Genomic DNA, 26,644 nt, shown 5'->3' with positions numbered 1-26,644 from the left:
ACGTCTGCGTTTAAACCGGTTTGACCGATCCCGGCACGATGGTGGCACCGAATTCACGCATCAGTTTTTGTACAAATGGGTCTTCCTGCATCGATTGCTCTGCCTCACGCTGGCGCTCGGCACGATCAGCGATTGCAGCCGCGCTGGCGGTATGTTCGACCGCACCTATGGTGGTTTGCAAACGCACTGTCTGGCCGAAATGTTCACACAGGACAGCTGTTAACTTTTCCGCACTGCCATTCGCCAGCAAAACGTCTACTGCGACCAGCAAGTCGAAGGTAATCTGCGCGCTTTCCGGCGTTGGCCCGCATTTGAGCAATTCGCTCTGCAGGGCCAGTTGCTGTGCCACGCCACGTACCGGCAGGATGGCGGCCAGTGCCGGCCAGTTGCCATCCCAGTTCAGGCTTGCTACCGGATGCAACTGGAAAGGACGTGCAACACGCGGTGCTGCAGGTACTGCTGCAGGTGCCGGTGCAGCTTCTGCTACTGCAGCAGGTTCCGGTTCAGTTTTTTTTTGAGCCACAGAGCTGGAAAATTCTTCGACACCATTGCTGCCGGCAAACGGCGGCTCATCATCCCACGGCGGAGCCGGTGCCATATCGATCGCGGGGGAGCGGTCGGCAACTGCCATCGCCGGACTTGGTGCCGCAACTACAGCAGGCGCCGGAGTTGCTACCGAGGCAGCAGGTGCAACTGGTCGTGCTGCCGGTGCTGGTGCACCTTTGACTCCGGCACGCGCTGCTTCCAGTGCCGCCCGTGCCGGGCTCATCGCACCGGTTGGACGTGCGACTGGCGCACTGGTGCTGGCGGCTTGCGGCGCAGCGCTCAGGCGTGCCGCCGGTGCGCTGGCAGCGGGTGCAGCGGCTGGTGCCGCAGCAGCCGGACGTGCGACAGGTGCAGCAGCGGCAACAGGCTTCGCTTCCGCCGGGCCGAAGCCGGGACGGAAGGCCAGCATGCGCAACAGGGTCATCGAGAAACCGGCGTATTCATCCGGCGCCAGTCCCAGTTCATTGCGGCCATGCACGGCGATTTGGTAAAACAACTGTATCTCTTCCGCATCGAACAAGCCGGCCAGGCGCATCACATCGGCGTATTCCGGCAAATCTTCCGGTACTGCGGCCGGCACGGTCTGCGCCAATGCCACGCGATGCAATAAGGTGCCGAGGTCTTGCAGCGCGGCGTTATACGACAGGCTGCGCGTCGCCATTTCATCGGCCACTGCCAGCAAACCGGCGCCATCTTTTTGCGCCAGCGCGTCCAGCAAGCGAATGAGGAAGCTTTGATCAAGCGCACCCAGCATGCCCTGCACGGCATCCAGCGTGACCTTGCCGGCCGCATAGGCAATCGCCTGGTCGGTCAGCGACAAAGCGTCGCGCATCGAACCGTGCGCACCTTGTGCCAGCAGGCGCAGGGCCGGTGTTTCGAATTCGATATTTTCCTGCCCGAGGATATTGTCCAGGTGCGAGACGATATGGCCGGGCGGCATTTGTTTCAGGTTGAATTGCAGGCAGCGCGACAATACGGTGACCGGGATTTTTTGCGGGTCGGTGGTCGCGAGGATGAATTTAACGTGTTCCGGCGGTTCTTCCAGCGTCTTCAGCATCGAGTTGAAGGCGTGGTTGGTGAGCATGTGTACCTCATCGATCATATAGACCTTGAAGCGCGCATTCGACGGTGCGTATACCGCCTGCTCCAGCAACTGCGCCATTTCATCGACGCCGCGATTGGAAGCGGCATCCATCTCTATATAGTCAACGAAACGGCCGGCATCGATCGCCACGCAGGCTTCGCAGACACCGCAAGGCGTCGAGGTGATGCCACCATTGCCATCCGGACCGATGCAATTGAAGGATTTGGCCAGGATACGCGAGAGCGTGGTCTTGCCGACGCCGCGGGTACCGGTGAACAAATACGCATGGTGCAGGCGTTGGTTATCCAGTGCATGCGTCAAGGCCCGCACGACGTGCTCTTGCCCGACCAGGGTGTCGAAGCTTTTCGGACGATATTTACGGGCGAGAACTTGATAAGACATAGGGCCGTTCGTGAATAAGGGCAAACCGCATTTTACCTGACACCGGCGTCGGATTTACAGTGTTCCTGTTTTCTCGTCGCCGGGTGCGCTATCCCATTGAAAAATCACGCTTTTTATCATGTAAATAAAGACGGTTTTGGCGGTGGAAAGCGAAAATTGGCAGAGGAGGCCGTCTGGCTATAGACTGAAGCCTCCATCCGCACTTCAGCAATACTTAGTATCAAGGAGCGCATCATGCAATGGACTACCCATGAAGTCAGCAACCAGGTGCCGGAGCTGCATGACTACAATCTGTTCAACTGCGATAGCGCGCTGGTCACTGCGGTAAAAAACAGCGCAGCCAGCTGGTATGCGCCGGAGCTGGCAGCTTTGGGGGCAGAACTCGGCACCCGGGAAACATTGCAACTGGGCCAACTTGCCAACCAGCATCTGCCGGAATTGCAAACCCATGATCGTTTTGGCAATCGCATAGACCGCGTCGACTTCCATCCGAGCTGGCACCAACTGCTGACCATGCAAAGACGCGCCGGCCTGCATGCGCTGCCGTGGTCGCAACCCCGCGCCGGCGCACATATCGCGCGCACCACGGCCTACTATCTGCAGTCACAGGTCGAATCAGGATCACTGTGCCCGATTACCATGACCTTCGCCTCCATTCCCTTGCTGCAACAGGAGCCGGCACTGTTTGCCACGCTGAAAGAGCAACTGTTTTCAACCGGGCATGACGAGCGCGACCTGCCCTTGCCTGACAAGACTTCGATGCTGGTCGGCATGGGCATGACAGAGAAACAGGGTGGTTCCGATGTACGCAGCAATACCACCGTCGCGCGTCCGCTGGAAAGCGCAGGCCGCGGCCAGCCTTACGCACTGACCGGGCACAAATGGTTTTTTTCCGCACCGATGTGCGATGCGCATCTGGTACTGGCGCGTACCGAAGCCGGATTGTCCTGTTTCTTCGTGCCGCGCTGGCGTCCGGATGGCAGCAAGAATGCGATCCTGATCCAGCGCCTGAAAGATAAATTGGGCAATCGCTCCAATGCCAGCAGCGAAGTCGAATTCCAGGATGCATATGGTGTGATGGTCGGCGAAGACGGGCGCGGCATCCCCACCATCATCGAAATGGCCAACCATACCCGGCTCGATTGCGTGATAGGCAGCACCGGCCTGATGCGCAATGCATTGGTGCAGGCGATCCACCATGCGCGACATCGCCATGCATTCGGCTTGCCATTGGCAGAACAGCCCTTGATGCAAAACGTGCTGGCCGACCTTGCGCTGGAAAGCGAAGCCGCGACGCGCCTGATGCTACGCCTGGCGCAAGCAGCCGAAGCGATTGACGATCCGGTCGAACGTGCATGGCGACGTGTGGTGACACCCGCCGCCAAATTCTGGATTTGCAAACGCGCACTGGAGTTTACAGGTGAATGCATGGAAGTCTGGGGCGGCAACGGTTACGTGGAAAATGCGCCGATGGCGCGCATGTATCGTGAAGCGCCAGTCAATTCGATCTGGGAAGGTTCGGGCAATGTGATGTGTCTGGATGTCTTGCGCGCGATTGCCAAAGAAGCGGATGCCTTCAAACTGCTGCTGGACTCGTTGCTGGATATCGCCAAGGAAGACAAGGGCTTGCGCGAACTGATCGCGGAATTACGCACCGACCTCGCGCTGCCGGCGGCTCAGCGAGAGATGCAGGCACGACGCTTTACGCAGCGCCTGGTACTGGTCGCGCAAAGCTGCCTGATGTTGCAGGCAGCTCCGGCGAATATCGCCGATGCATTTATCAGCAGCCGCCTGGATGCAGAAAGCGGCCGCGTGTATGGCACGCTGGCCGCACCACTCGCGGCGAAGGAAATACTTGAACGCGCATGCCCGCTATAGGAATCAGCGTGCGGCCAGCTCCTGCTCCGGCGTAATCTGCAAAGGACCGTCGCCGCTGAAGCGGTCAAAGAAGAGATAGATCACCGGTGTAATGAATAAGGTGATCACTTGCGACACCATCAGGCCGCCGACCACGGCCAGGCCCAGCGGCTGGCGCAATTCGGCACCAGCACCCAGCCCCAGCGCGATCGGCAAGGCACCGACTGCCGCCGCCATCGTCGTCATCATGATTGGTCGGAAGCGCAGAATACAGGCGGAGCGTATCGCCTCCGCCGGTGTCATGCCCTGATTGCGTTGCGCCTCCAGTGCGAAGTCGATCATCATGATCGCATTCTTCTTGACCAGGCCGACCAGCAGCAGGATACCGATGGTCGCGATCATCGTCAGTTCAAAGCCGAAGATACGCAGCGTCAGCAAAGCGCCGACTGCCGCCGATGGCAAACCGGCCAGAATCGTGATCGGGTGGATATAGCTTTCATACAGCACACCGAGCAGGATATAAATCACGACAATCGCCAGCAAGAGCAAGGCCACCTGGCTACCCTGCGAAGACTGGAACACCGCGGCATCACCGGCATATGAAGTGATAACGCTGGACGGCAATTCAATCTGGCTCCGGATCTGGTCGATCTTGCCGGTCGCTTCACCGAGCGGCACACCCGGCGCGAGGTTGAAGGAAATCGTCACCGCCTGCAATTGCCCCTGGTGGTTGACCGAGATCGGGCCGGCCGTACGTTCGACTGTTGCCAGGCTCAGCAAAGGCACCAGCACACCGGTCTTGCTGCGCAGGTAAATTTTATTCAGGTCGGCTTCATCCTGTTGCCCGACATTCATGTCTTGCATGATGACGAAGTAACTATTGTTACTGGTATAAATCGTCGAAATCTGGCGATCACCGTAGGCGCTGTATAAGGCGGTACGGATATCCTGGATGGTGACGCCGGCTTCATTCGCGCGATCCCGGTTGATGTTTACAACCGCTTGCAAACCCTTGAGCTGGGAATCGCTGGTAACGTCGATGAAAGCACGATCGGCGCGCATGCGTGCCTGCATTTTTTCCGCCCAGTCATTCAACTCATCCGGCCGCACACTCTGCAATACATATTGATACTGGCTCTTGCTGCTGCGGCCGCCGAGGCGCAAGTTTTGCACCGGCGTCATATACACCGACAAGCCCGGGATGCCGCTCACCTTGCGGCGCAAATCGCGCAAGACCTTATCCATAGCTTCGCGCTCGCTGCGCGGCTTGAGGCCGATAAACATATTGCCGACATTGCTGTCGCGTGTGCGTGAAGTGGTGGTCGCCACATTCGGATCGTTTTGCACGATCTCGGCCGCCGCTGATACCAGTTTCACCATGGTCGGATAAGACGCGTCTTCCGGCCCTTCTATCGTCACACTGATCTGGCCGATATCTTCGGTCGGGAAGAAACCTTTCGGTATCGTGATGAACAATATCGCCGTCAGCAGGAAGGTGCCGACCGCCAGCAAGAGTATGCTTTTACGATGGCTGAGTGACCAGTCGAGGCCGCGCGTATAACCGTCCAGCACACGATTGAAGAGCTTTTCAAATGAACGGCTCAGCCAGTTTTCCTTTGCATGTTCAGCCGGCGACTCATGCTTGAGGAAGCGGCTGCACAACATCGGCACCAGCGTCAGCGACATCACTGCCGACACCATCACCGCCAGTGAGACGACAGCGGCGAATTCATAGAACAGCAAACCGATCACGCCCGGCATGAAGAAAATAGGAATGAATACCGCGACCAGTGAAATCGAAATCGAAATAATCGTAAAGCTGACTTCGCGCGAACCCTTGAGTGCGGCCGCCAATGGTTCCATGCCGTCTTCGATATGACGGACGATATTTTCCAGCATGACGATCGCATCATCGACCACCAGGCCCACTGCAATCGTGATGCCGAGCAGCGAAATATTATCGAGGCTATAGCCGAGCCAATACATCAAGGCGAAACAGCCTATCAATGAGATCGGCAGCGACAGCACCGGAATCAGCGTCGCCGACAAACGCTTGAGAAAGAGGAAGATCACCAGCACCACCAGCGCGATGGTCAGCAACAAAGTCAGCTTCACATCATGGATCGCTTCGCGAATCGAAACCGAGCGATCATTCAAAACCTGCACATTGATCGAAGCCGGCATCTGGTCCTTGAATTGCGGCAGGGTCTGCTTCACCGCATCCACCACCGCCACCGTATTTGCATTCGGCTGGCGCTGCACTGCCAGCACGATGGACGGTTCGCCATTTACCCAGCTGCCGCTTTTGGTCGACTCGACACTGTCTTCGACCACCGCCACATCATTGAGGCGCGTGGTCTGGCCGTTACGGCTGCTGATGACCAGATTGCTGAAGGCTTCTGCATTGCGCAATTGCTTGTTGGCTTGCAGGGTCAGGGTCTGGCGCGTACCGTCCAGTACCCCGACCGGCGAGTTCGCATTTGCGGCACGCAGTGCCAGGGCGACTTCATCCAGTGTCATATTGCGCGCCGCCAATTCATCCGGCTTGACCTTCACGCGCACCGCAAAGCGACGCTGTCCATAGACCTGCACTTGCGCCACGCCATTGATGGTCGACAGCGAAGGCGAGATCAGGTTTTCCGCATAGTCGTTCAACTCGGACAGGGACAACGAAGGTGAAGTCAGCGCCAGCAAGAGGATAGCGGCATCAGCCGGATTGACCTTGCGGTAGGCCGGCAAGGCCGTCATTTCTATTGGCAGGCTGCGTTGCGCGCGCAAGAGTGCTGCCTGTACGTCTACCGCTGCGGCATCGATATCGCGGTTCTGGTCAAACTCCAGCGTGATTGAAGTATTGCCCAGCGTGCTGCTGGAACTGATGGTCGAGAGACCGGCGATGGTCGAGAATTGTTTTTCCAGCGTGGTGGCGACCGAAGCCGCCATCACTTCGGGACTGGCCCCGGGCAAGGAACCGGTGACATTAATAACCGGTGTGTCGTAGCTCGGCAGCGCCGCGATCGGCAATTTGAAATAACAGAAAGCGCCGAGCACGACCACTGCGATCGAGAGCAACACAGTCATGACTGGCCGGCGTATGCAAAGTTCGGAAATATTCACTATGTATTTTGCCCAGGCAAAGTCATGGGGATGAGGGATGCGTCATGTGCTTAAAAAATGCCTGATGCACGATGCATGATCAGGCCTCGATTCAGATTCGGTATCAGGTCGGTGCCGCCGGCGTCGGCGCTACTTCTTTCTTTACTTCGCGGATCTTGGTGCCCGGCCGCAAATTCTTGGTCCCCTCCACCACCACGCGGCTACCGGCCGTCACGCCGGAGACTGCCGCCTGGCCGTCTTCGATTGCCAGCACGGTGATTTTTTGTTCTTTCACGGTGTCATCCGGCTGCACCACATACACCAGTTTATCCACCGGCCCGGTCACTACCGCCTGCGCCGGTACCAGCACCGCATCAGGCACTTCGCGCGATACCATGCTCACATTGATATACGCGCCCGGCCACAACTTCTGGTCGGCATTCGCGAACTGCGCCTTCATGCGTATGGTGCCGCTTTGGGTATCGGTCAGGTTATCAATAAAGGTCAGCTTGCCGGTCAGGACTTCCTGTCCCGGCAATTTCGCATGTACCGGTGCATTGCCTTGCGGATAAGTAGCGCGGATATTCATCAACTCGCGTTCCGGCAGGGTAAAGCTGATCATGATCGGATCGATCTGCACTATGGTGACCATCACGGTACCTGTCGGTTGCGCGAGGCTGCCCGGATGCACATTGATGACGCCGATACGACCGGAAATACCGGCCTTGATCTGGTTATCGCTCAAGGCTACCGCACTGGACTGGATGGCGGCCTGGTTCGCGCGCGTCGTATTGCGCAGCGCTTCGACCTTGTTGCGTGCGGTATCCACCACTGCCTGCGACACAAAATTCTTCGCCAGCAAATCCTGGTTGCGCTTCAACACCTGCTCGGCGTCAGCCAAATCTGCCTGCCCTGCCGCCAGTTGCGCCGATGCCCTGGCCACATTTGACTGGTCACTGCGCTCATCCAGCGTAAACAAGAGTTGGCCGGCTTTGACGAACTGGCCTTCCTTGACATGGATGGTGCGGACGATGTTTTGCACCTTGGGACGCACATCGACGGTGCTGACCGCGGTCACATAACCATTCGCGCTTACCGTGATCGGGATGGTCTTTTGCGTGGCGATCACGGTTTTCACCGATTGCGTGCCATCGCCGGACTTGCCCTTTTCCGCTTTGCCGCCGAATACCAGATAGGCCGCCACTGCCAGCACTGCCACACCGCCGCCTATCCAAAGATATTGTTTACTTGCTTGCATAGAGACTGCTTATCCTGAGCTGCCATTACGGCGCGTTAGAGAGTTAGTTATGGGGTAGTACGCAAAATTTGCATGCGCAAGTTTAACCTTACCAGCCGTCAATTCGTTAGCCCTACCTGTTAATAGCGCCACAAAGACGTCCGGATGGCCGGATCCGGCCAGAACTGGCGCGCCAGCCCGGTATAGCGAAAACCGACAAAAATACGTCGTCTTGCGGCCGAAGGCAAATGAACAATTGTGGATTAATTATCGCGTGTACTGCGAAGCAGCAGTATCGCAGTGATATTGGAGAGCAGTGCCGGGAGGGAAATACTTAACAAGGAAGCGTGCTATCGCTTGTTATATATAGACAGAAATAAAGAGGCGAGCCTTGTCTACGGCACTTGCAGGAAATGGCTGTGGCTGCTTCGTTCCCGACCTGACCAGGTTGGCCATGCCACAATGCGCAGGGGCCCGCCGACACGAATTTTACCAGCAAAGGCGCAGTCTGTCCTCGGAGTATGCATGGATTTATGAATTTTCCCTGCGGCACTCAAGGCAAAATCAGCGTCGCCAAGCCGGATAAAAAAATGCCTCTATATATAGAGGCATTTTTCCACGTGCTGCAAACGGCTTGCTACTCGCCTTATTAATTAAATACCCAGCTCTTGCCAAATCTGGTCGACGCGTTTTTTGACCTCGTCCGTCATGGTGATGGTACGTCCCCATTCGCGGTCGGTTTCCCCCGGCCACTTATTGGTCGCATCTATCCCCATCTTGCTGCCGAGACCGCTGACCGGTGACGCAAAGTCCAGGTAATCGATAGGCGTGTTATCGACCAGCGTCGTATCGCGGCTCGGATCGACGCGGGTGGTAATCGCCCAGATCACTTCCTTCCAGTCGCGGATATTGACGTCTTCGTCGACCACCACAATGAACTTGGTATACATAAACTGGCGCAGGAAGCTCCAGACACCAAACATCACACGCTTGGCGTGGCCCGGATAAGCCTTCTTCATCTGCACCACCGCCATGCGGTAGCTGCAACCTTCCGGCGGCAGGTAAAAGTCGAGGATTTCAGAGAATTGCTTTTGCAGCAATGGAATGAAGACTTCATTCAGCGCCACGCCCAATACCGCCGGTTCATCCGGTGGTTTGCCGGTATAGGTCGAGTGATAAATAGGATCGCGCCGCATCGTGATGCGATCTATCGTAAAGACCGGGAAGGAATCCTGCTCATTGTAGTAACCGGTATGGTCGCCATAAGGACCTTCCAGCGCATGCTCGTAACCGGATGGATGCGATTCATCCGGGTAGATATGCCCTTCCAGTACGATCTCGGCCGAAGCCGGCACGCGCAATTCGCTGCCCAGCGCCTTGACCAGCTCGGTACGGCTGCCGCGCAAGAGGCCGGCGAACTGGTATTCGGACAGGCTGTCCGGTACCGGCGTCACTGCACCTAATATAGTAGCGGGGTCGGCCCCGAGTGCGACCGCGATCGGATACGGCTGGCCGCGGTTAACTATACTGTGCTCGCGGAAGTCGAGCGCGCCGCCGCGTTGGGCCAGCCAGCGCATGATGACCTTGTTGCGACCTATCACCTGCTGGCGATAAATCCCGAGATTTTGCCGTTTCTTGTGCGGCCCTTTGGTAATCACCAGGCCCCAGGTAATCAAGGGTGCGATATCGCCCGGCCAGCAATGCTGGATCGGCAGGCGCGCGAGGTCCACATCATTGCCTTCCCACACGATGTCGTGGCAAGGTGCGCCGCGCAGCTCTTTCGGCGCCATGTCCCAGATCGATTTCACCAATGAGCCGAGGCCCATGATGTCCTTGAAACCCTTCGGTGGTTCCGGCTCCTTCAGCATGGCCAGTACGTGGCCGATCTTGCGCAACTCACTCACATCCGTGGCACCCATACCGAGTGCGACGCGATGCGGCGTACCGAAAAGATTACCGAGCACGGGAATCTTTTGACCGGTCGGTTGCTCGAACAGCAGTGCCGGACCTGCAGCCCGCAAAGTGCGGTCGCAAATCTCCGTCATCTCTAAATAAGGCGAAACCGGCACGTTTATGCGCTTAAGTTCGCCCATTTGTTGCAACTGAGAAATGAAGTCGCGTAAATCAGAATATTTCATATTTTTTTCGCCGTTTTGTACTTTGGACTTGATTATTCAATTAAAACGCCCAAGTACCTGATTCCTTTGGCTTTTACCGGGTCTAGGCTAAAAACGTTAGATTCAAAAGTTATAGAATATTGATTTTATAGTGTTGACTTGATATAAACCGCCTCCTACAATTCGCGCAACTTGAAGAGCAGGCCCCGTATTTGAACACCAAACCGGGCAGAAAAGAAACTCTCTTCATTTCACGGGATCGGGGTCCCACATGACATTTTAGGAGTGTTTTCAAAAGGCAGCTTTGCCTTCTCCCCGAAACAAGTTGTTTGCCAAGGGCACCGCTGCAATGTGCGCGACCCTAAAAGTAATCAACTCCGACGTTTGCAGTACGCCGAGCGGCTACAAACGATTTCTCTGATTCACGGCATGTGCAGGGTTCTACGAAATAATTTATTTGTTTTGTGGTGGAGCCTTTTACTTGCCGCGTCAATCCTGGAGTTTTTAATGTTAAATCGAATTACCATGGCGATGCGTAAAGCCGCCAAGCAATCCGCACGACAGGTGATTGCGCATTCGACCACGATGCGCACCACCAATAACAAAGTCGTCGCAACCGCACGCCACGCCTTGATGGCGCTGGGCCTGACAGCAATCGCAACCCTCGCCTTGATGTTCTTCAAGCCGGAAGTCGCGGAAAAAATCCAAGCCATTTCGCCGTTCTCGGACGCCGTAGCGGCCACGCCTTCGGATGAAGACATGTCGCCTATCGCTAACCTGATGGACGATCCGGCTTCAGCTGCGATTGAGGATGCGCCGGTTGTCAGCACCAATCCTGCGATGTTGGGTACCGACGTCCAGCAGCAACGCGTCACGCAATGGATCTCCAAGCGTTACCGCGTGGCGAATGATGCGACCAATATGCTGGTTTCGGCCGCATACCTGACCGCCAAGGAAATCAACCTCGATCCACTGTTGATCCTGGCTGTGATGGCAATTGAATCGCGCTTCAACCCGTTTGCCGAAAGCCCGGTAGGCGCGCAAGGCCTGATGCAAGTCATGTCAAAAGTGCATCACGACAAATTTGCTGAAATGGGCGGCACCCAGGCCGCACTGAATCCGGTTGCCAACATCCGTGTCGGTTCGCTGATCCTGAAAGAGTACGTCTCCCGTGGCGGCTCGGTAGAAGCCGGCCTGAAACGCTATGTAGGCGCTGCAGGCATGGATAGCGACGCTGGTTACGGCGCCAAGGTGCTGGGCGAGTATGACCGCCTGAAAGCGGTAGCAAGCGGTAAGCGCGTTTCCGCCTTTGCCACCATGGCAAGCCGTGCCGCACCGAAAGCGCAGCCGATACCGAATGTTATTCAGGAGAAATCCGCAGCACTGGAAGACAAGAACGCACAAAAGCTGGATGGTGACAAATTCACATCACTGTAAAAGTGACGCAGCATTACAAAAAAGGAGCCGTATGGCTCCTTTTTTTATTCCCGGCTTACTTCTTTATTTAATACGTCGATCACGGAAAGCCCGCAAGCGCGCCACCGCTTCCTGCAGGTTTTCCATCGAAGTCGCATACGACACCCGCACATACTGATGCGCGGTAGACGGACCGAAGTCCAGTCCCGGCACGATCACCACACCTGCTTCATTCAGGATATCCACCGTCAGTTGATCCGCATCATCGGACCACGCGCTGCAATCGGCGTATACATAGAAGGCCCCGTCCGGCATCACCGGCACCTTGAAGCCCAGATCCTGCAATGCCGGCACGATATAGTCGCGGCGGCGCTTGAACTCCGCCTTGCGCGCTTCATAAATCGCCAGCGCTTCCGGCTCGAAGCAAGCCAGTCCCGCATGCTGCGCCAGGCTGGAGGCGCAGATAAAGAGGTTTTGCGCCAGCTTTTCAATCGGCTGCACCAGTTCCGGCGGCACCACCAGCCAGCCGAGACGCCAGCCGGTCATATTGAAGTACTTGGAAAAGCTATTGATGACGATCACATCCTCGCCCAGCGACAACGCGGAAAACGGTTCGGCGTCGTAGCGCAGGCCGTTATAGATTTCATCGACGATGGTAAAGCCCTGCTTGGCCCTTACCGTTTCAACTATCTTGCGCAACTCGCCCGCTTCTATCGAGGTCCCGGTCGGATTCGATGGCGACGCCAGCAAGACGCCGCGCGTCTGCCCACACCAGTTTTGCTCAACCATCTCAGCCGACAACTGGAAGCGATGCTCGGGACCGCTGGCGATCATTTTGGCCTGGCCGTCAAAGGCGGCGACGAAATGGCGATTGCATGGATAGGAAGGATCCGACATCAGCACTTGCGCATCCTTTTCCACCAAAGCAGCGCAGGCCAGCAACAAGGCGGCCGATGCACCCGCGGTCACGATAATGCGCGCAGGATCGACTTCTATCCCGTACACCGCCTGGTAATGCGCGGCGATCGCCGCACGCAATTCCGGCAAACCGGTGGCCGAGGTGTACTGCAGTTTGCCGTCCGCCATCGCCCGCGTCGCGGCGTCTATGACCGGTTGCGCGGCCGTAAAGTCCGGCTCGCCTATCCCCATATGGATGATGTGCCGCCCTTGCCGCTCCAGCTCGGCTGCCATCTTCGCCAATTCCATGACATGGAAAGGCGCGATGTTTTGCAGGCGCGAAGCGAGTTGTGTGAGATGCGAAGACAAAGTGATTCCTCAATGAGAAGCGCCACCTGCATCCGGAAGCAAATGGAAATCAGGTGGCGACAGGTCTTACAGATGGCGTAACCGGAATGCTGCGATCAGCCCTTGCGACCGGCGTTGATTTCCACTTCGCGGGCGCTGACGGCAAACTTGTCCAGTACGCCGTTGACGTATTTGTGACCGTCGATGCCGCCAAACGATTTGGTCAATTCGACCGCTTCGTTGATGACTACCTTGTACGGGATTTCGATATGGTTTTTCAATTCGAAGGCACCGATCAGCAAGGCCGCGTGTTCCACCGGCGACAAGGCCGAGATTTCACGGTCTATCAACGGTGCCAGGCCGGCGCGCAACTCACCGACTTGTTTGACGGTACCGTACAGCAGTGCATCGAAATGCTCGGCATCGGCTTTGTCGAAACCATGGGCCTGGCGGATATGCGTTTCAATCACGCGTACATCTTCATTATTCAGCAGCCATTGATACAGGCCTTGCAAGGCAAACTCACGGGCGCGATGGCGCGGCGTGCGGTTTTTGCTCGGATTGGCGTGGTCGGTTTTTTGGGTCATGGCTCACAGCGCCTTCCTATATAGAAGGCGCTCATAAAGGGTTAACAATACATACGCTGCAATCAGTGCAGCGCAAACTCGAAGGGACGATTTATTCCTGGTCGTCGGCTGCGTCGGCCAGGTCTTCCAGCGCAATCGTCAGGTTCGCCATCTCCACCGCAACGCGGGCGGCATCAGCGCCTTTTTCTTCCATCCGTGCTTCTGCCTGCTCATCGGTATCGGTGGTCAATACCGCATTCGCAATCGGCAAACCAAAGTCGAGGCCGACGCGGGTGATGCCGGCACCGGATTCATTCGACACCAGCTCGAAGTGATAAGTCTCACCACGGATCACCGCGCCGATGGCGATCAGTGCATCGAATTGCAGGGTTTCGGCCATCTTGCGCAAAGCCAAAGGAATTTCAAGCGCACCGGGTACCGTGACATGCAAGACATCTTCGTCTTCGACACCCAGGTGTTTCAACTCGGCCAGGCAAGATGCCAGCAAACCGTGGCACACATCCTGGTTGAAACGTGCCTGCACGATACCGATGCGCAAACCCTGTCCTGCCAAATTCATTTCGTAGCTGCCTACTGTCATGGTGTTCCCCTTCATGCGCGAAGCGCGTTTAATTCGCTTTTAATTCAACTATTGTTTGAACCTTAGTGCAGTTAAGTGATTGAATCAACGCATCAATTCAAACAAAACTGAACGAACGTTCAATTACCTGTGCGTGCCTGGTAGCCGGTTACTTCCAGATCGAAACCTGCCATCGACGGCATCTTGCGCTGGTTCGCCAGCAACTTCATCTTGCCGACCGACAGGTCTTTCAGGATTTGTGCGCCGATACCGTAAGTACGCAAATCCATATGTGCGGCACGCTGTTGCGGCCGGCTTTCCGGATTATTCAGGGCTTCAAACTGAGCAAAAAATTCATCGGCCGATTCTTCGCAATTCAGCAACACCATCACGCCGCGCTCCGACTGCTTGATCGCCGCCATCGCCGAAGCCAGGTTCCACGAGTGGGTGGTCGCCTTGGTTTCCAGCCAATCCAGTACCGACACCGGCTGATGCACACGCACCAGGGTTTCCTTATCCGCCGAGATATCGCCATGCACCAGCGCCAGGTGCGCGCCGCCACTAGGCTTGTCACGGTAGACGATCGTCTTGAAGCTGCCGTACACGGTTTCCATCACGCGCTCGCCGACACGGTCGACGATGGTTTCATGTTGGCTGCGGTAATGGATCAGGTCGGCAATCGTGCCTATCTTCAAACCATGTTCTTGGGCAAATTCAATCAAATCCGGCAGGCGCGCCATGGTGCCGTCGTCTTTCATGATTTCGCAAATCACTGCGGCCGGGGTCAAACCCGCCAGCTCGGCAAAATCACAACCGGCTTCGGTATGGCCGGCGCGCATCAGGACGCCGCCCTTTTGCGCCTTCAGCGGGAAAATATGGCCGGGCTGCACAATATCGGACGGTTTGGCATTCTTCGCCACCGCCACCTGTATGGTCTTGGCGCGATCCGCTGCCGATATACCGGTCGTCACGCCTTCCGCCGCTTCAATCGATACAGTGAAATTGGTCCCGTAGGAAGTACCGTTGCGCGTCGTCATCATGGTCAGCGCCAGCTGGTCGCAACGCTCTTCGGTCAGCGTCAGGCACACCAGACCACGGCCGAACTTGGCCATGAAATTGATGGCTTCCGGCGTCACGAACTCGGCGGCCAGGACCAGGTCGCCCTCGTTTTCACGGTCTTCTTCATCGACCAGAATCACCATGCGACCGGCACGCAATTCTGCAACGATTTCTTGGGTAGTTGAAATGGACATAGATAATCTCGGAGTAGGCCGCTATTTTAAAGGATTTGCGCCCTTCCAGACCGGCAAATGACGAATCTATTCAGGGATCAGGCGGGGATCAGCCGCTTGCCAGGCCTGGTCGGCCGCTTATTTGGCGCTTTAGCGCAAATATTGCGTGAAGTACAAGCTACCAGGAATCACCAGCCTCGGACAGGCGCGACGCGAAGCGCGCACTGACAAAGTCCACGAAAGCCGTGACCTTGGCCGACAGGTTCAGCCGTTCCGGGTACACCGCATAGATATCCGACGGCGGCAGGCTCCAGTCCGCCAGCACTTCGACCAGGCGGCCGGAGCGCAGGTAAGCCGCCACATCCCATTGCGAGCGCATCAATATGCCATGTCCGGCCAGCGCCCAGGCCAGCGTGGTTTCACCGTCATTGCTGCTGAGCGCGCCCCGCACCTTGATGCTTTCCTGCCGCTTGCCCTTATGCAAATGCCAGCTGCCATAGGCGGCATCGTTCTCGCGTAGCACTATGCATTGCTGCTTTTGCAAATCACGCGGTACCGACGGCATGCCATGCCGCTTTATATATGCCGGTGCCGCACACAGCAAACGCCGGTTGGCTGCGATCTTGCGCGCAATGATACGGGCGTCCGGCATCTCGCCTATTCGTATGCCTATGTCGTAAGCCTGGTCGATCAGGTTGGCAGGCCGGTCGGATAGCTGCAGTTGCACTTCGATTTCCGGATACTTTTCGATGAAGTCGGACACCGCCGGCGCAATATGTTTACGCCCGAAACCAAAAGTCGCATTGATGCGCAGCAAACCCTTGGGCACCGCGCGACTGCGACTGACCGCACGCTCCAGTTCCTCGATCTCGGTCAGGATGCGCGCACCTTCGGCCAGGTAAATCTCGCCTTCATGCGTCACGCTCATGGTGCGCGTGGTGCGATTCAGCAGGCGCACCCCGAGCCGTTGTTCCAGGTTAGCCAGGCGCTTGGTCACGGCCGGCGGCGTCACGCCCAGCTCGCGCGCCACGGCCGCCAGGCTGCCTTGCTTCACCAGCACGGAGAAAAAGGCCAAATCCGAGAGATCATTCATTATTAAATTAAAAGAAAGAATAGACTGAATAAAGATGAATTATATGCTTCTTTAACGGCTATACAATTCAGCTCAGGATAAGCCACCATCATCAGGGAGCCAGACATGTTTGCAGGATTTGAACGACACAACGCCAAAGTGAACGGCGTCAACATTGCCTATATCAAAGGTGGCCAGGGTCCGGCCCTGCTCCTCTTGCACGGCCATCCGCAAACCCATGTGATCTGGCACAAGGTGGCGGATACCCTGGCGCAACACTACACCGTCATCGCCAGCGACTTGCGCGGCTATGGTGACAGCGACAAACCGCAAGGCTTGCCGGACCACAGTAATTACTCGAAACGCGTGATGGGTGAAGACCAGATCGCGCTGATGCAACAACTCGGCTTCGATCAATTCCTGCTAATGGGACATGATCGCGGCGGTCGCGTCGCTTACCGCATGGCACTCGACCATCCGGAAGTCATACGCAAGCTGGTAATACTCGACGTCGCACCGACACTGGCGATGTATGAAAAAGCCAATCGCGCCTTCGCCACCGCTTATTACCACTGGTTCTTCCTGACGCGTCCGGCACCGTTTCCGGAAACACTGATCAACTCGCATCCGGACGTCTACCTGCAACACACCATCGCCGGTCGCAGCGCCGGCATGAAACCATTCACGCCGGAAGCCTACGCCGAATACCTGCGCTGCCTGCGCGACCCGGCCACCATCCACGGCATCTGTGAAGATTACCGCGCCAGCGCCGGCATCGACCTCGAGCATGAACGGGCCGACCTCGCCGCCGGTAACAAAATCCAGGCACCGATGCTGGCTTTATGGGGCAAGCATGGCGTGATCGAACAATGTTTCCAGCCGCTGGATGAATGGCAGCACCTGGCTGCCAATGTGCGCGGCCACGCCCTCGATTGCGGCCATTACATACCGGAAGACGAACCGCAACTCTTGCTGGATGAAGTCCTGCCCTTCCTCGCTGATTGAGAACACACGCCATGCCGACCCGCACGCTATACCAAAAACTGGTGGACTCGCACACCGTGAGCCGCCTCGACGAGCAGCACGTATTGCTGTATGTCGACCTGCACATCATGAATGAATACACCAGCCCGCAAGCCTTCGCCGGTTTGCGCGCCCAGGGTCGCACGGTACTGCGCCCGCGCCAGCAACTGGCAGTGGTGTCACACATTATCCCGACCCATCCGGTGCAAGTCGGACAGCGCGTGATCTTCGATCCGCCATCCGCCTTGCAGGCGACCAACCTGAAAAAGAATTGCACCGAATACGGCATCAAGCTGCTGGATACCAATGATGCGGAACAAGGGATAGAACACATCATCGCGCCGGAACACGGCTGGGTGCGTCCCGGCATGGTGGTACTGTGCGGCGACAGCCATACCACCACTTATGGCGCACTGGGTGCACTCGGTTTCGGCATCGGCACCTCGGAAGTCGAGCACATACTGGCGACACAAACACTGGTGTACCGGCTCGCCGACAATATGCGCATACGGGTCGACGGCGAGCTGCCTGTCGGCACTTCGGTCAAGGACCTGGTCTTACTCATCATCAGCCGCATCGGTGCACAGGGTGCGCGCGGTTATGCCGTCGAATTTTGCGGCAGCACGATCGCGGCACTGTCCGCCGAAGCGCGCATGACCTTATGCAATATGGCGGTCGAAGCAGGTGCGCGCGCGGCGCTGATCCGGCCGGATGCGACTAGCTTCGCCTATATCAAGGCACATGCAACTGATCTGGATGAAGTCGCTTACGCACAGGCACAGCAAGACTGGCAAACGCTGTACTCGGATGAAGATGCCGCGTTTGAAGTTGAGCATCAATTCGATGCGCATGAAGTCGCACCGTATGTCACCTGGGGCACCAGCCCGGACCAGGCGATCCCGGTCAACGGCCACATTCCGGACACCGCACAGAACGATAACAAGGCACTTCACTATATGGGCTTGTCAGCCGGTGCATCACTGCTCGGCTTGCCGATAGAACGCGTCTTCATCGGTTCCTGTACCAATGGTCGCATCGAAGATTTACGCATTGCCGCCGGCATCATCGCCGGCCAGCATGTCGCCGATGGCGTGCGTGCGATGGTGGTGCCGGGTTCAGGCGCAGTGCGACGCCAGGCGGAACAGGAAGGCCTGGCCGATATCTTTATCGCCGCCGGTTTCGAATGGCGCCAGCCTGGTTGCTCGATGTGCCTGGCGATGAATGATGATGTGTTGACGCCTGGCGAACGCTGCGCGTCGACCACCAATCGCAATTTTGAAGGACGCCAGGGTCGCGAAGGTCGCACCCACCTGATGAGTCCGGCGATGGCAGCTGCAGCCGCAATTCGTGGTTGCATCTCGGATGTACGTGAATTGGCGAAGGAGCAAGCCCATGTCTGACCAAACCCTGTTGCAAGGCGTCGCGGCGCCACTCTTGCTGGCCAATCTCGACACCGACCAAATCATGCCCAAGCAATTCCTGCGCATCATCGATAAGGCAGGCTTGGCACAAGGCGTTTTATACGATTTGCGTTTTCATCCGGATGGCAGCCCGCGCCCGGATTTCATCCTGAACCAGCCCGCGTTCAGCCATAGCAAATTCCTCATCGGTGGTCCCAACTTCGGTTGTGGTTCCAGCCGTGAACACGCAGTCTGGGGCTTGCAGCAACTCGGCATAGAAGCCATCATCGCGCCCAGCTTCGGGGAAATCTTCTTTGGCAATGCGCTGAATAATCGCCTGTTGCTGATCATGCTGGAGCAGGAAAAAATAGCAGTGCTGCTGGACGATATGGAAAGCAGCGGCATGCAATTGCAGATAGATTTAAATGCGATGACCGTCAGCAGTGCGTCGCACAGTTTCCCGTTTACGCTGGCCGCACGTCACCGCAAAATGATCGTCGAAGGCCTCGACATGATAGGTGCGACCATGCAGCTATTGCCCGAGATCGAACGCTTCGAACAAAGCCATGATGCACGTTACCCATGGAGCAAGGTGTTGCCTGCAGCCTGATTACGGCAAGTCACGCACGATTTGATAATCCTTGTCGCTGACGGGAACGAAGCGTGTGACGTTCAGCTGGCGCATCAGGTTTTCATTGGCATTGCCGCCGCTATCAAGGAAGACGCCTATGATTTTTTTCTTGATATCGGCGCACAAGCGACTGCGCAAGACGAATGGATTACGCGGGATGGCGGCCGAACGCCACAGCACACGGAAATCTTCCGTTTTGACGCCACTGTTTGCGACCGGTACCGCCAGGCTGGCGCTGGAAATGAAGGCCGCATCAATCTTGCCTTTCTTCAGGTTTTGCATCGATTGATCATGCGCGCCGCTATATACCAGCTGACCAAAATACTTTTCCAAAGGGGTCTGGATCACGCGTGGAAATACATGACGCGGTATCAGCGCACCCGAAGTACTATCCGGATCGACCAACGCCAGGCTCTTGCCGCGCAGTGACTCTATGGTCTGGTAGGGACCATTGCTACGCACGATCAGGACTGAGTGGTAAAAGGTATCTTCTTCGCTTTGTCCCGGCTTCTTGCGCGAAACAGTTGCAAACGCGGTAATGCCCGGATCCTGCTTCTTTGCCGATACATAGGCGGCCGGTCCCAGGCGCGCCAGGTCGACTGCGCCGGACAACAAGTCTTCGATCACCGCACCATAGGAAGTCGGCATCACCACTTCAACCGGTATGCCGAGCGCGGTTTGCAAGTCGGCAAACAAGGGCTTCAGCGATGCCACGTCTTTTTGCAAATCACTCTGTGGCACCAGCGAAAAATGCAGGCGTGCCGGACGTTCGCATTCGGCGGCCTGCACCGATGTCGTCAACACGGCCAAAGACAGGACGCAGAGAATAAGGCGTATGGTGTGCATGGAATTTCCCCTATGAAGGCGTGAACCTGCCACGACGCAAGATCTCGACTATCTCGCTTGCCGGCACCGGCCGTTTGAAATAAAAACCCTGCACCTGGTCACAACCGGCGGTCTTCAGGTGCACCAATTGTTCCTTGCTTTCCACGCCTTCGGCCACGACTTGCAAGCCGAGGTTATGTGCGAGTGAAATAGTGGAGGCAACGATCACCGCATCGCTATTGTCATTACGGATGTCACGCACGAAAGAGCGATCTATCTTGATCGCATAGATAGGCAGCTTCTTCAGGTTCTTCAAGCCGGAAAAACCGGTACCGTAATCATCCAGTGCAATCCGCAAGCCATTCGCCCTCAATTGTTCCAATACCCGGTTCGCAGTATCGAAGTCTTCGATGAAGCAACCTTCGGTGATTTCAATTTCCAGCAAGCCGGGTTCTATCTGGTAGCGCGCCAGCGTCTCCATCACGGTTTCCAGCAAGGCACTGTCTTTCAATTGTTTCGGCGAGACATTGATCGCGACCGGTACCAGCGGCAAGCCGGCGGCACGCCAATCGGCAATCTGCCGGCACGCGGCAGCTATGACCCAGCGTCCGAGCAGGACGATCAAATCATTTTCTTCTGCCAGCGTGATGAAATCATTCGGGAAAATCAAACCATGTTCCGGATGCTGCCAGCGCACCAGCGCCTCCAGCCCGACCAGGCCGAATTCCTGCAATTCAACACGCGGCTGGTAGTGCAGGCAAAATTCATCATCCCGTATCGCCCGCTTGAAACGTGTCAGCAATTCCACATCGCGCGCCGACGATGCATTCAGCGAGCTGTCAAAGAAACGATAGGTGCCGGCACCGGCCGCCTTCGCGTGGTACATCGCCGCATCGGCATGGGTCAGCAAGGTCTCCACGTTTTGTCCGTCACGCGGATAGAGTGCAATACCGATGCTCGGGCTGATTTCTATATCGTGGCCATCGAGGTCAGGGAAAGGTTCGCGCACCACGTCCACCAGCTTGGCTGCAACCTTGGCGATATCGCTTTCCGATGTCATTTCCGAAATCAGCATGACGAATTCGTCGCCCCCGAGGCGCGCCAGCAAATCATATTCACGCAGGGATTCCCGCAAGCGACGCGCCACACCTTGCAGCAAGAGATCACCGACTGCATGGCCCAGCGTATCGTTGATCAGCTTGAACTTGTCGAGGTCAAGGAAAAACATCCCGTACAACTTGCGACTGCGCCGCGCGCGTGCCAGCTCTGCCGCCGCCAGCTCGTAAAACAGCATGCGGTTCGGGATCCCGGTCAGGTAATCGTGCGAGGCCTGCAGCAGCGCACGCCCCTTCTCCTGCTCCAGTTGCCCGATCAGGCTGCGCTTCTCCTGCTCCGAGGCGGCCAGCACGTTATACAGGCGACGCTGCCGGTAAGCGATCACCAGCAAACCAAACATCAGCAAGACGACGGCGACAGACACCACGATCGCCCGTTGCAGGTAATCACGATGGCGCGCCGTCAAACGCGCCATCACATAACTCTGGTCACGCGTGACGACAACCGTAAACGGATAAGTCGCCAGCATGCGGAACACGGCAATTTCCTGTTCCGCCGCGCCGGGCCGGGCAGCTTCGATGACACCCTCTTGCTCCTGGCCGCCGAGGAATTTTGCATAATCGGAGCCGGCATAATCGACGCCGGCAGAAAGACCCGCGCCATTCAATTCAGCCAGTTGATAGGCATCGCGTGTCAGGATTTCGATACGGCCGCCATCACCGAGATGGATATCCTTATACAAACGCAGGAAATAACCGAGGTCGATCACCGCCGCTAAAAATCCATGCTGCCGGTCTGCGGTCGTAAACGGGATCACCACCGGTACGCGCCACGCAGAATTATCACTAATAGATGGCCGCCCTGCGATCAACTGGATATCCGCCCCGCTCGTCGTGGGCATTTGCCCTACCTTTTGCACCAATTGCATGAGTTCGGGTTCGGAGCGACGGTTGGCCGATGACTGCAGCAGGTTTGCCTGCCCGTCAAAGATCGCGATGCGCAAATAAGCCGGGTCGCCACTGAGCAAAGGCTTGAGTTGCAGCTCGGCGAAGCGCTCTTCTTCCATCATCGAACGCCCGATCTTGGCGTAATGACTGGCACGGTCCAGCACTTCATTGAGGTTGGTGGCAACGATGGAGGCAATATTCTGGCCGTCCGAAATCGAACTTTCCAGCACCAGTTCCTTTTCGTGCGCCATACGTGACAGGGTGCCCCACCAGATAATAGTCAGCATCGCGAACGCCAGCAAAAAGGTAACGGGAACCAAACCTTTTTCACCGAGGATCAGATTATTGCCGTGCTTTTTCAGGGAGCGGAGTACGGATTGCAAGGTGGCGGATAGTTAAATGAACAGCGCAGCGGGCGCAGAGTTGCCATAGGTTAATGTTAGTGAGCAAACATTTCAACTTAATGACAAGTGCCGGCAGTTCCGGGGCCGGCTGGGTCGGATGCAGCTTCCCCGCCACACTTGCGTCGACGCGTCAGCGGTCACCTTGCATAAAAAATAATTTGGCTTGGTAAACGCATGTCATCGTCATGTCATTTACGCCCGTTACAGTACGCCTTGTTTGCCACACTCCACTATAGGTTTGGGTGAACAAACCCAAGCCTGCCTCCTCACCGAAGCGGGCTTTTTTATTTATGGCCGGATGTACGAAGGTAACAGGAAATGCAGGCTGGCGATGCACTGTAGCCTGAAAAGACTATGCCGGCGACCGCAATCGCCGGCAGATGTGCAAATTGCTTAGAATCTGTATTTGAGGGTAGCAGTCAAAGTACGTTCGGTGCCGCGATAGCATTCACCGTGATAGCAAATCGTGTAGTAGTCACGGTTAAACAGGTTCCCGGCATTCAGGGTCAGGCGCCACTGTCCCTGGTCATAACGGAACATCGCATTCACCAGCGCATAACCTGGCTGTTCCGACGTATTGGCTTCATCGTTCTGCCGCCTGCCCACATAATTCACGCCGCCACCGATGCCATAGCCACCGCCCATCTCATAATCCAGCCATAGCGACGCCAGCTCTTTCGGTATGGTTGCCGGAACCTTGCCGACTTCACTGCTATCTGCGCTTTCCAGCACTTTCATATCCAGCCGGGTATAGGAAGCCACCGCATTCAGGCCACGTGCCAATTCAGTCTTGGCTTCCAGTTCCAGCCCGCGTGAGCGCTGCTTGCCAATTTGACGCGCCTCGAAAGGTGCGGCGTTCTGGTAAGTCACGACATTGGTCTTGCGCAAATCAAAAATAGCGGCTGTGAACAGGCTGCGTGAATTGGCAGGCTGGAACTTGATGCCGGCTTCGATCTGCTTACCGCGGCTTGGCTTGAATGGATTGTTGTCGCTATCCACACCACTCACAGGAAGAAAGGACTCTGCGTAACTGATATACGGCGCCCAGCCATTTCCTATCAGGTATGTCAAACCGGCACGCCCGCTGAAAGCGGAATCGGTATTCGACCGATTGCTAAGGTTCAGCCTGTCATCCGTCGTTGTTTTCACATGGTCCTGACGACCGCCGACAGTAGCAACCCAATGCTCACCAAACTTAATCTGGTCCTGCGCATAGACACCGACCTGGGTAATTGTTTGCGTGTAATTCGCATTCGGCACAGCGGGATCGGGTATGGCCAGCCCATATTGCGGATTGAGCAAATCCAGATCCGGCCCGCTTCCCCTGAAGCGCAACGCCTTGCCCTCCTGCCGGGTCCAGTCCACACCCAGCAATACTGTGTGTTCGGTCGCACCGGCCTGCAATTTACCTTGCAGGTTGGTATCAATCACAGCATGCCTGGCTTCATCGTTCCAGCTCCTGGTATAGCGTGAATAAGTATGGCCATCCGGCTGCAGTTCATCTATCCACAGCACACGACGCTCATGTGTCGTTTCGCTATACCGTGCGTTTTGGCGGAAGGTCCACGCATCATTCAGCACATGCTCGAATTGATAACCGACCGTGCCCTGCTTTTGTTTGAATTTGCTAAATGAGTAATCACCCATCTTGCGATCAGTGAGGCTCTGGTCAGCCGCCAACGCATAGTAGGTATCTTCCGGCGAATTATGTTGCAGGAACTCGGACGTCAAGGTCAGCGAGGTACCGGCATTCGGTTTCCAGCGCAGCGAAGGTGCCAGGTAATAACGCGAGCGATTGAGCAAAGTGCCGTCCGGGTATTTTTCCTGGTCATTGCTGTCGAGTACAAGGCCGACCAGGCGATAGCTCAGGTCTTCGTTGCCGCTGAATTTATCGTCGATATCGAAGGCAATCTGCTTGCGGTCAAAGCTGCCGTATTGCACTTCAATTTCACGCGCCCGCACGCCTGTTGGTAATTTACTGACCCGATTGATTACACCGCCGGCATCGCCGCGACCAAACAAAACAGATGACGGCCCGCGCATCACATCCACCCGTTCCAGGCCATAAGGCTCGGTGATGCTATACAGCAAATCGAAGCCGCTTTGCGGCAAGCCGTCACGGTAATTACTGGTGTTGGTATCAACGAAGCCACGCAAGGCAAAATCATCCCTGCCACGATTATCCGGACCGTAGGTGCTGACCGAAATACCCGGTGTATAAGCAATGATATCCATCAGGTTTTGCGCACCGCGCGCTTCCATTTCGGTACGCCCTATCACCGAGATCGATTGCGGTATCTCTATCAGCGGCGTATCGGTCTTGGTTCCAGTCGCACTGCGTCTCGCAACATAGCCGTCAACCTTGCCGCGTGCATCTTCCTCACTTGCGGCCACCACATTGACCAGCGGCAGCGTACTGCCGCTTTCACGCGCATCCGTGGATACCTTGCGCGCCACGGTCAGTGTGCCATTCGAGGTACGCTGCAACTCCAGCGGATGCTGCGCCAGCGCACGTTGCACTGCTTGTTCGACCCGCATCTCACCATTGATTGCAGGAGCCTCCAGGCCTTTGACCAAATCAGGATTAACCGAAATGGCAACGCCGCCCTGACGCGCGATTTCAATCAGGGTCGTGCTCAGGCTGCCAGCCGCGATATGGTAAGTACGCACCGGCGCATTTGCCGCGCTGGCAGGTGCGGCAGGTGCCGTCGACTGGGCATGCGCACCAGCAGCCAGGAAAGCAAGGCTGATTGCCAGCGCCAACGGCGCGGCACGAAATGCTGCTAAATGATTCATGGTGGATCAATTCCTTAACGTTCGTTGAACATGCGTCTTCAAAGAACATGTGCAACAAGACCGGGAAAAGTGATCATCGAAAGTGAAAAATAGTTATGCGGTGTCGACCATGACCAACCAGCGGCTGTATTGACTGACCCGGATCGGCAAGGTTTGCGCCAGGGATTCCAGCAATTGGTCAGTGTCATCCAATGGAAAAGCACCGAGTACCCGCAGCTTGGCAGCCGCCGGGGAAATGCGGATAAAGCCGGCACGATAAGGACGTATTGCAGCGATCACCTCGCCCAGCGGCTCATCATTGACCGAGAGCATGCCATCCATCCATGCCGCCTTGCCAGTCAAACCGGTTTGCTGTGCTTCGACCGTTTCGCTATCGAACCAGGCCGCTTCGCCCTCGCGCAAGACGCGGGTCTGGCGACTGCGTGCCGTCACTTCCACTGTATGTTCGAGCACCATCGCGAAGCTGCGCCCAGCTTCCTGTCGCACCAAAAAGCGTGTGCCCAAGGCGCGTACCGTACCGCAATCGGTCTGCACAATGAAGGGGCGTTGGCTGTCGGCCTGGACATTCGCTATGAGTTCACCCCGGTGCAAACGGATCATGCGCAGGCGGCCATCAAAATGGATATCTGCCGAAGAACAGGCATTCAGCATCACCGTACTGCCATCCGGCAAATCAAAGCTACGTCGCTCGCCGGTCCCGGTACTGAGATCAGCCACCATTGCCTGCATGGCCCCGTTGCGCGCCGTGTAAGTTGCCACTGCGCCGACCGCACCGATAGCCAGGATGCCGCTCAATAATTTGCGGCGCGACGCCTTATGCTGTTGATCGCCGGCCTGCAGGATCGCCTGCCCCGCCAATTCACCATGCCCGGGGACACGCTGGTTAACCGCACGGATAGAAGAGAAGGAAGCATCCAGCGCACCGCTCACCTTGCGCCACGCATTCGCATGCTGGCCGTCCGCCGCCAGCCAGCCGACAAAGCGCTGTTGCTCAGCGTCCCCCGCTTCGCCGGAACGGAACAACACCATCCAGTCTATCGCGGCATCCATCGCCGCCTGCGAGATCGTGCCCGAAATAGCGCCGGTGTCGGAGATGGAATTAAAAGCAGACATGT

18 protein-coding genes and 1 other RNA gene are annotated in these 26,644 nt (G+C 56.7%); 5 read left to right on the top strand and 14 right to left on the bottom strand.

Annotated elements, in window-relative coordinates:
- Positions 1-10: 10 nt before the first annotated feature.
- On the bottom strand, positions 11-2,032 hold the full coding sequence (locus tag ACFQPC_RS02280; RefSeq protein WP_382270026.1) for a DNA polymerase III subunit gamma/tau: 2,022 nt from the start codon (positions 2,030-2,032) through the stop codon (positions 11-13).
- A gap of 234 nt (positions 2,033-2,266) precedes the next feature.
- On the opposite strand from ACFQPC_RS02280, the gene ACFQPC_RS02275 reads away from it, so the two are divergent.
- Entirely contained in the window at positions 2,267-3,910 is a 1,644-nt protein-coding gene (locus ACFQPC_RS02275) for an isovaleryl-CoA dehydrogenase (RefSeq protein ID WP_382270025.1), read from the top strand.
- A gap of 3 nt (positions 3,911-3,913) precedes the next feature.
- Here the strand turns inward: ACFQPC_RS02275 and ACFQPC_RS02270 are convergent, their stop codons facing one another.
- From ACFQPC_RS02270 to ubiD, 4 genes are all read right to left on the bottom strand, one after another.
- Positions 3,914-7,003 carry an efflux RND transporter permease subunit gene (locus ACFQPC_RS02270; protein WP_382270024.1) on the bottom strand — a complete coding sequence of 1,030 codons (3,090 nt, stop codon included), beginning with the start codon at positions 7,001-7,003 and terminating at the stop codon, positions 3,914-3,916.
- Positions 7,004-7,106: 103 nt separating this feature from the next.
- Entirely contained in the window at positions 7,107-8,240 is a 1,134-nt protein-coding gene (locus ACFQPC_RS02265) for an efflux RND transporter periplasmic adaptor subunit (protein WP_382270023.1), read from the bottom strand.
- A 359-nt stretch (positions 8,241-8,599) separates the two neighbouring features.
- Positions 8,600-8,698, bottom strand: an RNA gene (gene ffs, locus ACFQPC_RS02260) — signal recognition particle sRNA small type.
- A 174-nt stretch (positions 8,699-8,872) separates the two neighbouring features.
- A complete protein-coding gene (gene ubiD, locus ACFQPC_RS02255; RefSeq protein ID WP_382270022.1) occupies positions 8,873-10,357 on the bottom strand; it encodes a 4-hydroxy-3-polyprenylbenzoate decarboxylase in 1,485 nt (494 codons plus the stop codon).
- A gap of 486 nt (positions 10,358-10,843) precedes the next feature.
- Between ubiD and ACFQPC_RS02250 the strand changes: the two genes are divergently transcribed.
- The gene (locus tag ACFQPC_RS02250) at positions 10,844-11,773 is read left to right on the top strand and encodes a transglycosylase SLT domain-containing protein (protein ID WP_382270021.1); all 930 of its coding nucleotides are present in this window, start codon (positions 10,844-10,846) and stop codon (positions 11,771-11,773) included.
- Positions 11,774-11,836: 63 nt separating this feature from the next.
- Here ACFQPC_RS02250 and ACFQPC_RS02245 read toward each other — a convergent pair whose 3' ends face one another.
- The 5 genes from ACFQPC_RS02245 to ACFQPC_RS02225 form a co-directional block, all read right to left on the bottom strand.
- Complete coding sequence (locus ACFQPC_RS02245; protein WP_382270020.1) at positions 11,837-13,018, bottom strand: pyridoxal phosphate-dependent aminotransferase; 1,182 nt, start codon at positions 13,016-13,018, stop codon at positions 11,837-11,839.
- A 95-nt stretch (positions 13,019-13,113) separates the two neighbouring features.
- Complete coding sequence (gene nusB, locus ACFQPC_RS02240; RefSeq protein ID WP_012080191.1) at positions 13,114-13,584, bottom strand: transcription antitermination factor NusB; 471 nt, start codon at positions 13,582-13,584, stop codon at positions 13,114-13,116.
- 91 nt (positions 13,585-13,675) lie between these two features.
- Positions 13,676-14,164, bottom strand: coding sequence for a 6,7-dimethyl-8-ribityllumazine synthase (ribH, locus tag ACFQPC_RS02235; protein ID WP_012080192.1), 489 nt, complete (start codon positions 14,162-14,164; stop codon positions 13,676-13,678).
- Between the two features lie 119 nt (positions 14,165-14,283).
- Entirely contained in the window at positions 14,284-15,396 is a 1,113-nt protein-coding gene (ribBA, locus tag ACFQPC_RS02230; RefSeq protein WP_382270019.1) for a bifunctional 3,4-dihydroxy-2-butanone-4-phosphate synthase/GTP cyclohydrolase II, read from the bottom strand.
- Positions 15,397-15,553: 157 nt separating this feature from the next.
- Positions 15,554-16,468, bottom strand: a complete 915-nt coding sequence (locus tag ACFQPC_RS02225) for a LysR substrate-binding domain-containing protein (protein ID WP_382270018.1) — start codon at positions 16,466-16,468, stop codon at positions 15,554-15,556.
- Positions 16,469-16,573: 105 nt separating this feature from the next.
- On the opposite strand from ACFQPC_RS02225, the gene ACFQPC_RS02220 reads away from it, so the two are divergent.
- The 3 genes from ACFQPC_RS02220 to leuD are packed head-to-tail and all read left to right on the top strand — an operon-like array spanning position 16,574 to position 19,480.
- The gene (locus tag ACFQPC_RS02220; RefSeq protein ID WP_382270017.1) at positions 16,574-17,452 is read left to right on the top strand and encodes an alpha/beta fold hydrolase; all 879 of its coding nucleotides are present in this window, start codon (positions 16,574-16,576) and stop codon (positions 17,450-17,452) included.
- 11 nt (positions 17,453-17,463) lie between these two features.
- Positions 17,464-18,870: a 3-isopropylmalate dehydratase large subunit gene (gene leuC / locus ACFQPC_RS02215; RefSeq protein ID WP_382270016.1), complete on the top strand. Its 1,407-nt coding sequence runs from the start codon at positions 17,464-17,466 to the stop codon at positions 18,868-18,870.
- Positions 18,863-19,480 (top strand): 3-isopropylmalate dehydratase small subunit, encoded by a 618-nt coding sequence (gene leuD / locus ACFQPC_RS02210; RefSeq protein ID WP_382270015.1) that lies wholly within the window; start codon positions 18,863-18,865, stop codon positions 19,478-19,480. Before leuC ends, leuD begins: the two co-directional genes overlap by 8 nt.
- Here the strand turns inward: leuD and ACFQPC_RS02205 are convergent, their stop codons facing one another.
- The 4 genes from ACFQPC_RS02205 to ACFQPC_RS02190 form a co-directional block, all read right to left on the bottom strand.
- On the bottom strand, positions 19,481-20,347 hold the full coding sequence (locus tag ACFQPC_RS02205) for a phosphate/phosphite/phosphonate ABC transporter substrate-binding protein (protein ID WP_382270014.1): 867 nt from the start codon (positions 20,345-20,347) through the stop codon (positions 19,481-19,483). It lies immediately after the preceding gene.
- A gap of 10 nt (positions 20,348-20,357) precedes the next feature.
- Positions 20,358-22,712: a putative bifunctional diguanylate cyclase/phosphodiesterase gene (locus ACFQPC_RS02200; protein WP_382270013.1), complete on the bottom strand. Its 2,355-nt coding sequence runs from the start codon at positions 22,710-22,712 to the stop codon at positions 20,358-20,360.
- Between the two features lie 414 nt (positions 22,713-23,126).
- The gene (locus ACFQPC_RS02195; RefSeq protein WP_382270012.1) at positions 23,127-25,529 is read right to left on the bottom strand and encodes a TonB-dependent siderophore receptor; all 2,403 of its coding nucleotides are present in this window, start codon (positions 25,527-25,529) and stop codon (positions 23,127-23,129) included.
- A 93-nt stretch (positions 25,530-25,622) separates the two neighbouring features.
- Positions 25,623-26,642 (bottom strand): FecR domain-containing protein, encoded by a 1,020-nt coding sequence (locus ACFQPC_RS02190; RefSeq protein ID WP_382270011.1) that lies wholly within the window; start codon positions 26,640-26,642, stop codon positions 25,623-25,625.
- Between the last annotated feature and the right edge of the window lie 2 nt (positions 26,643-26,644).

It is taken from the genome of Herminiimonas glaciei (assembly GCF_042664955.1).
Lineage (GTDB): Bacteria > Pseudomonadota > Gammaproteobacteria > Burkholderiales > Burkholderiaceae_D > Oxalicibacterium > Oxalicibacterium glaciei.
The sequence above is the reverse complement of the archived record's forward strand: the minus strand, read 5'-3'. Positions and strand labels throughout refer to the sequence as shown.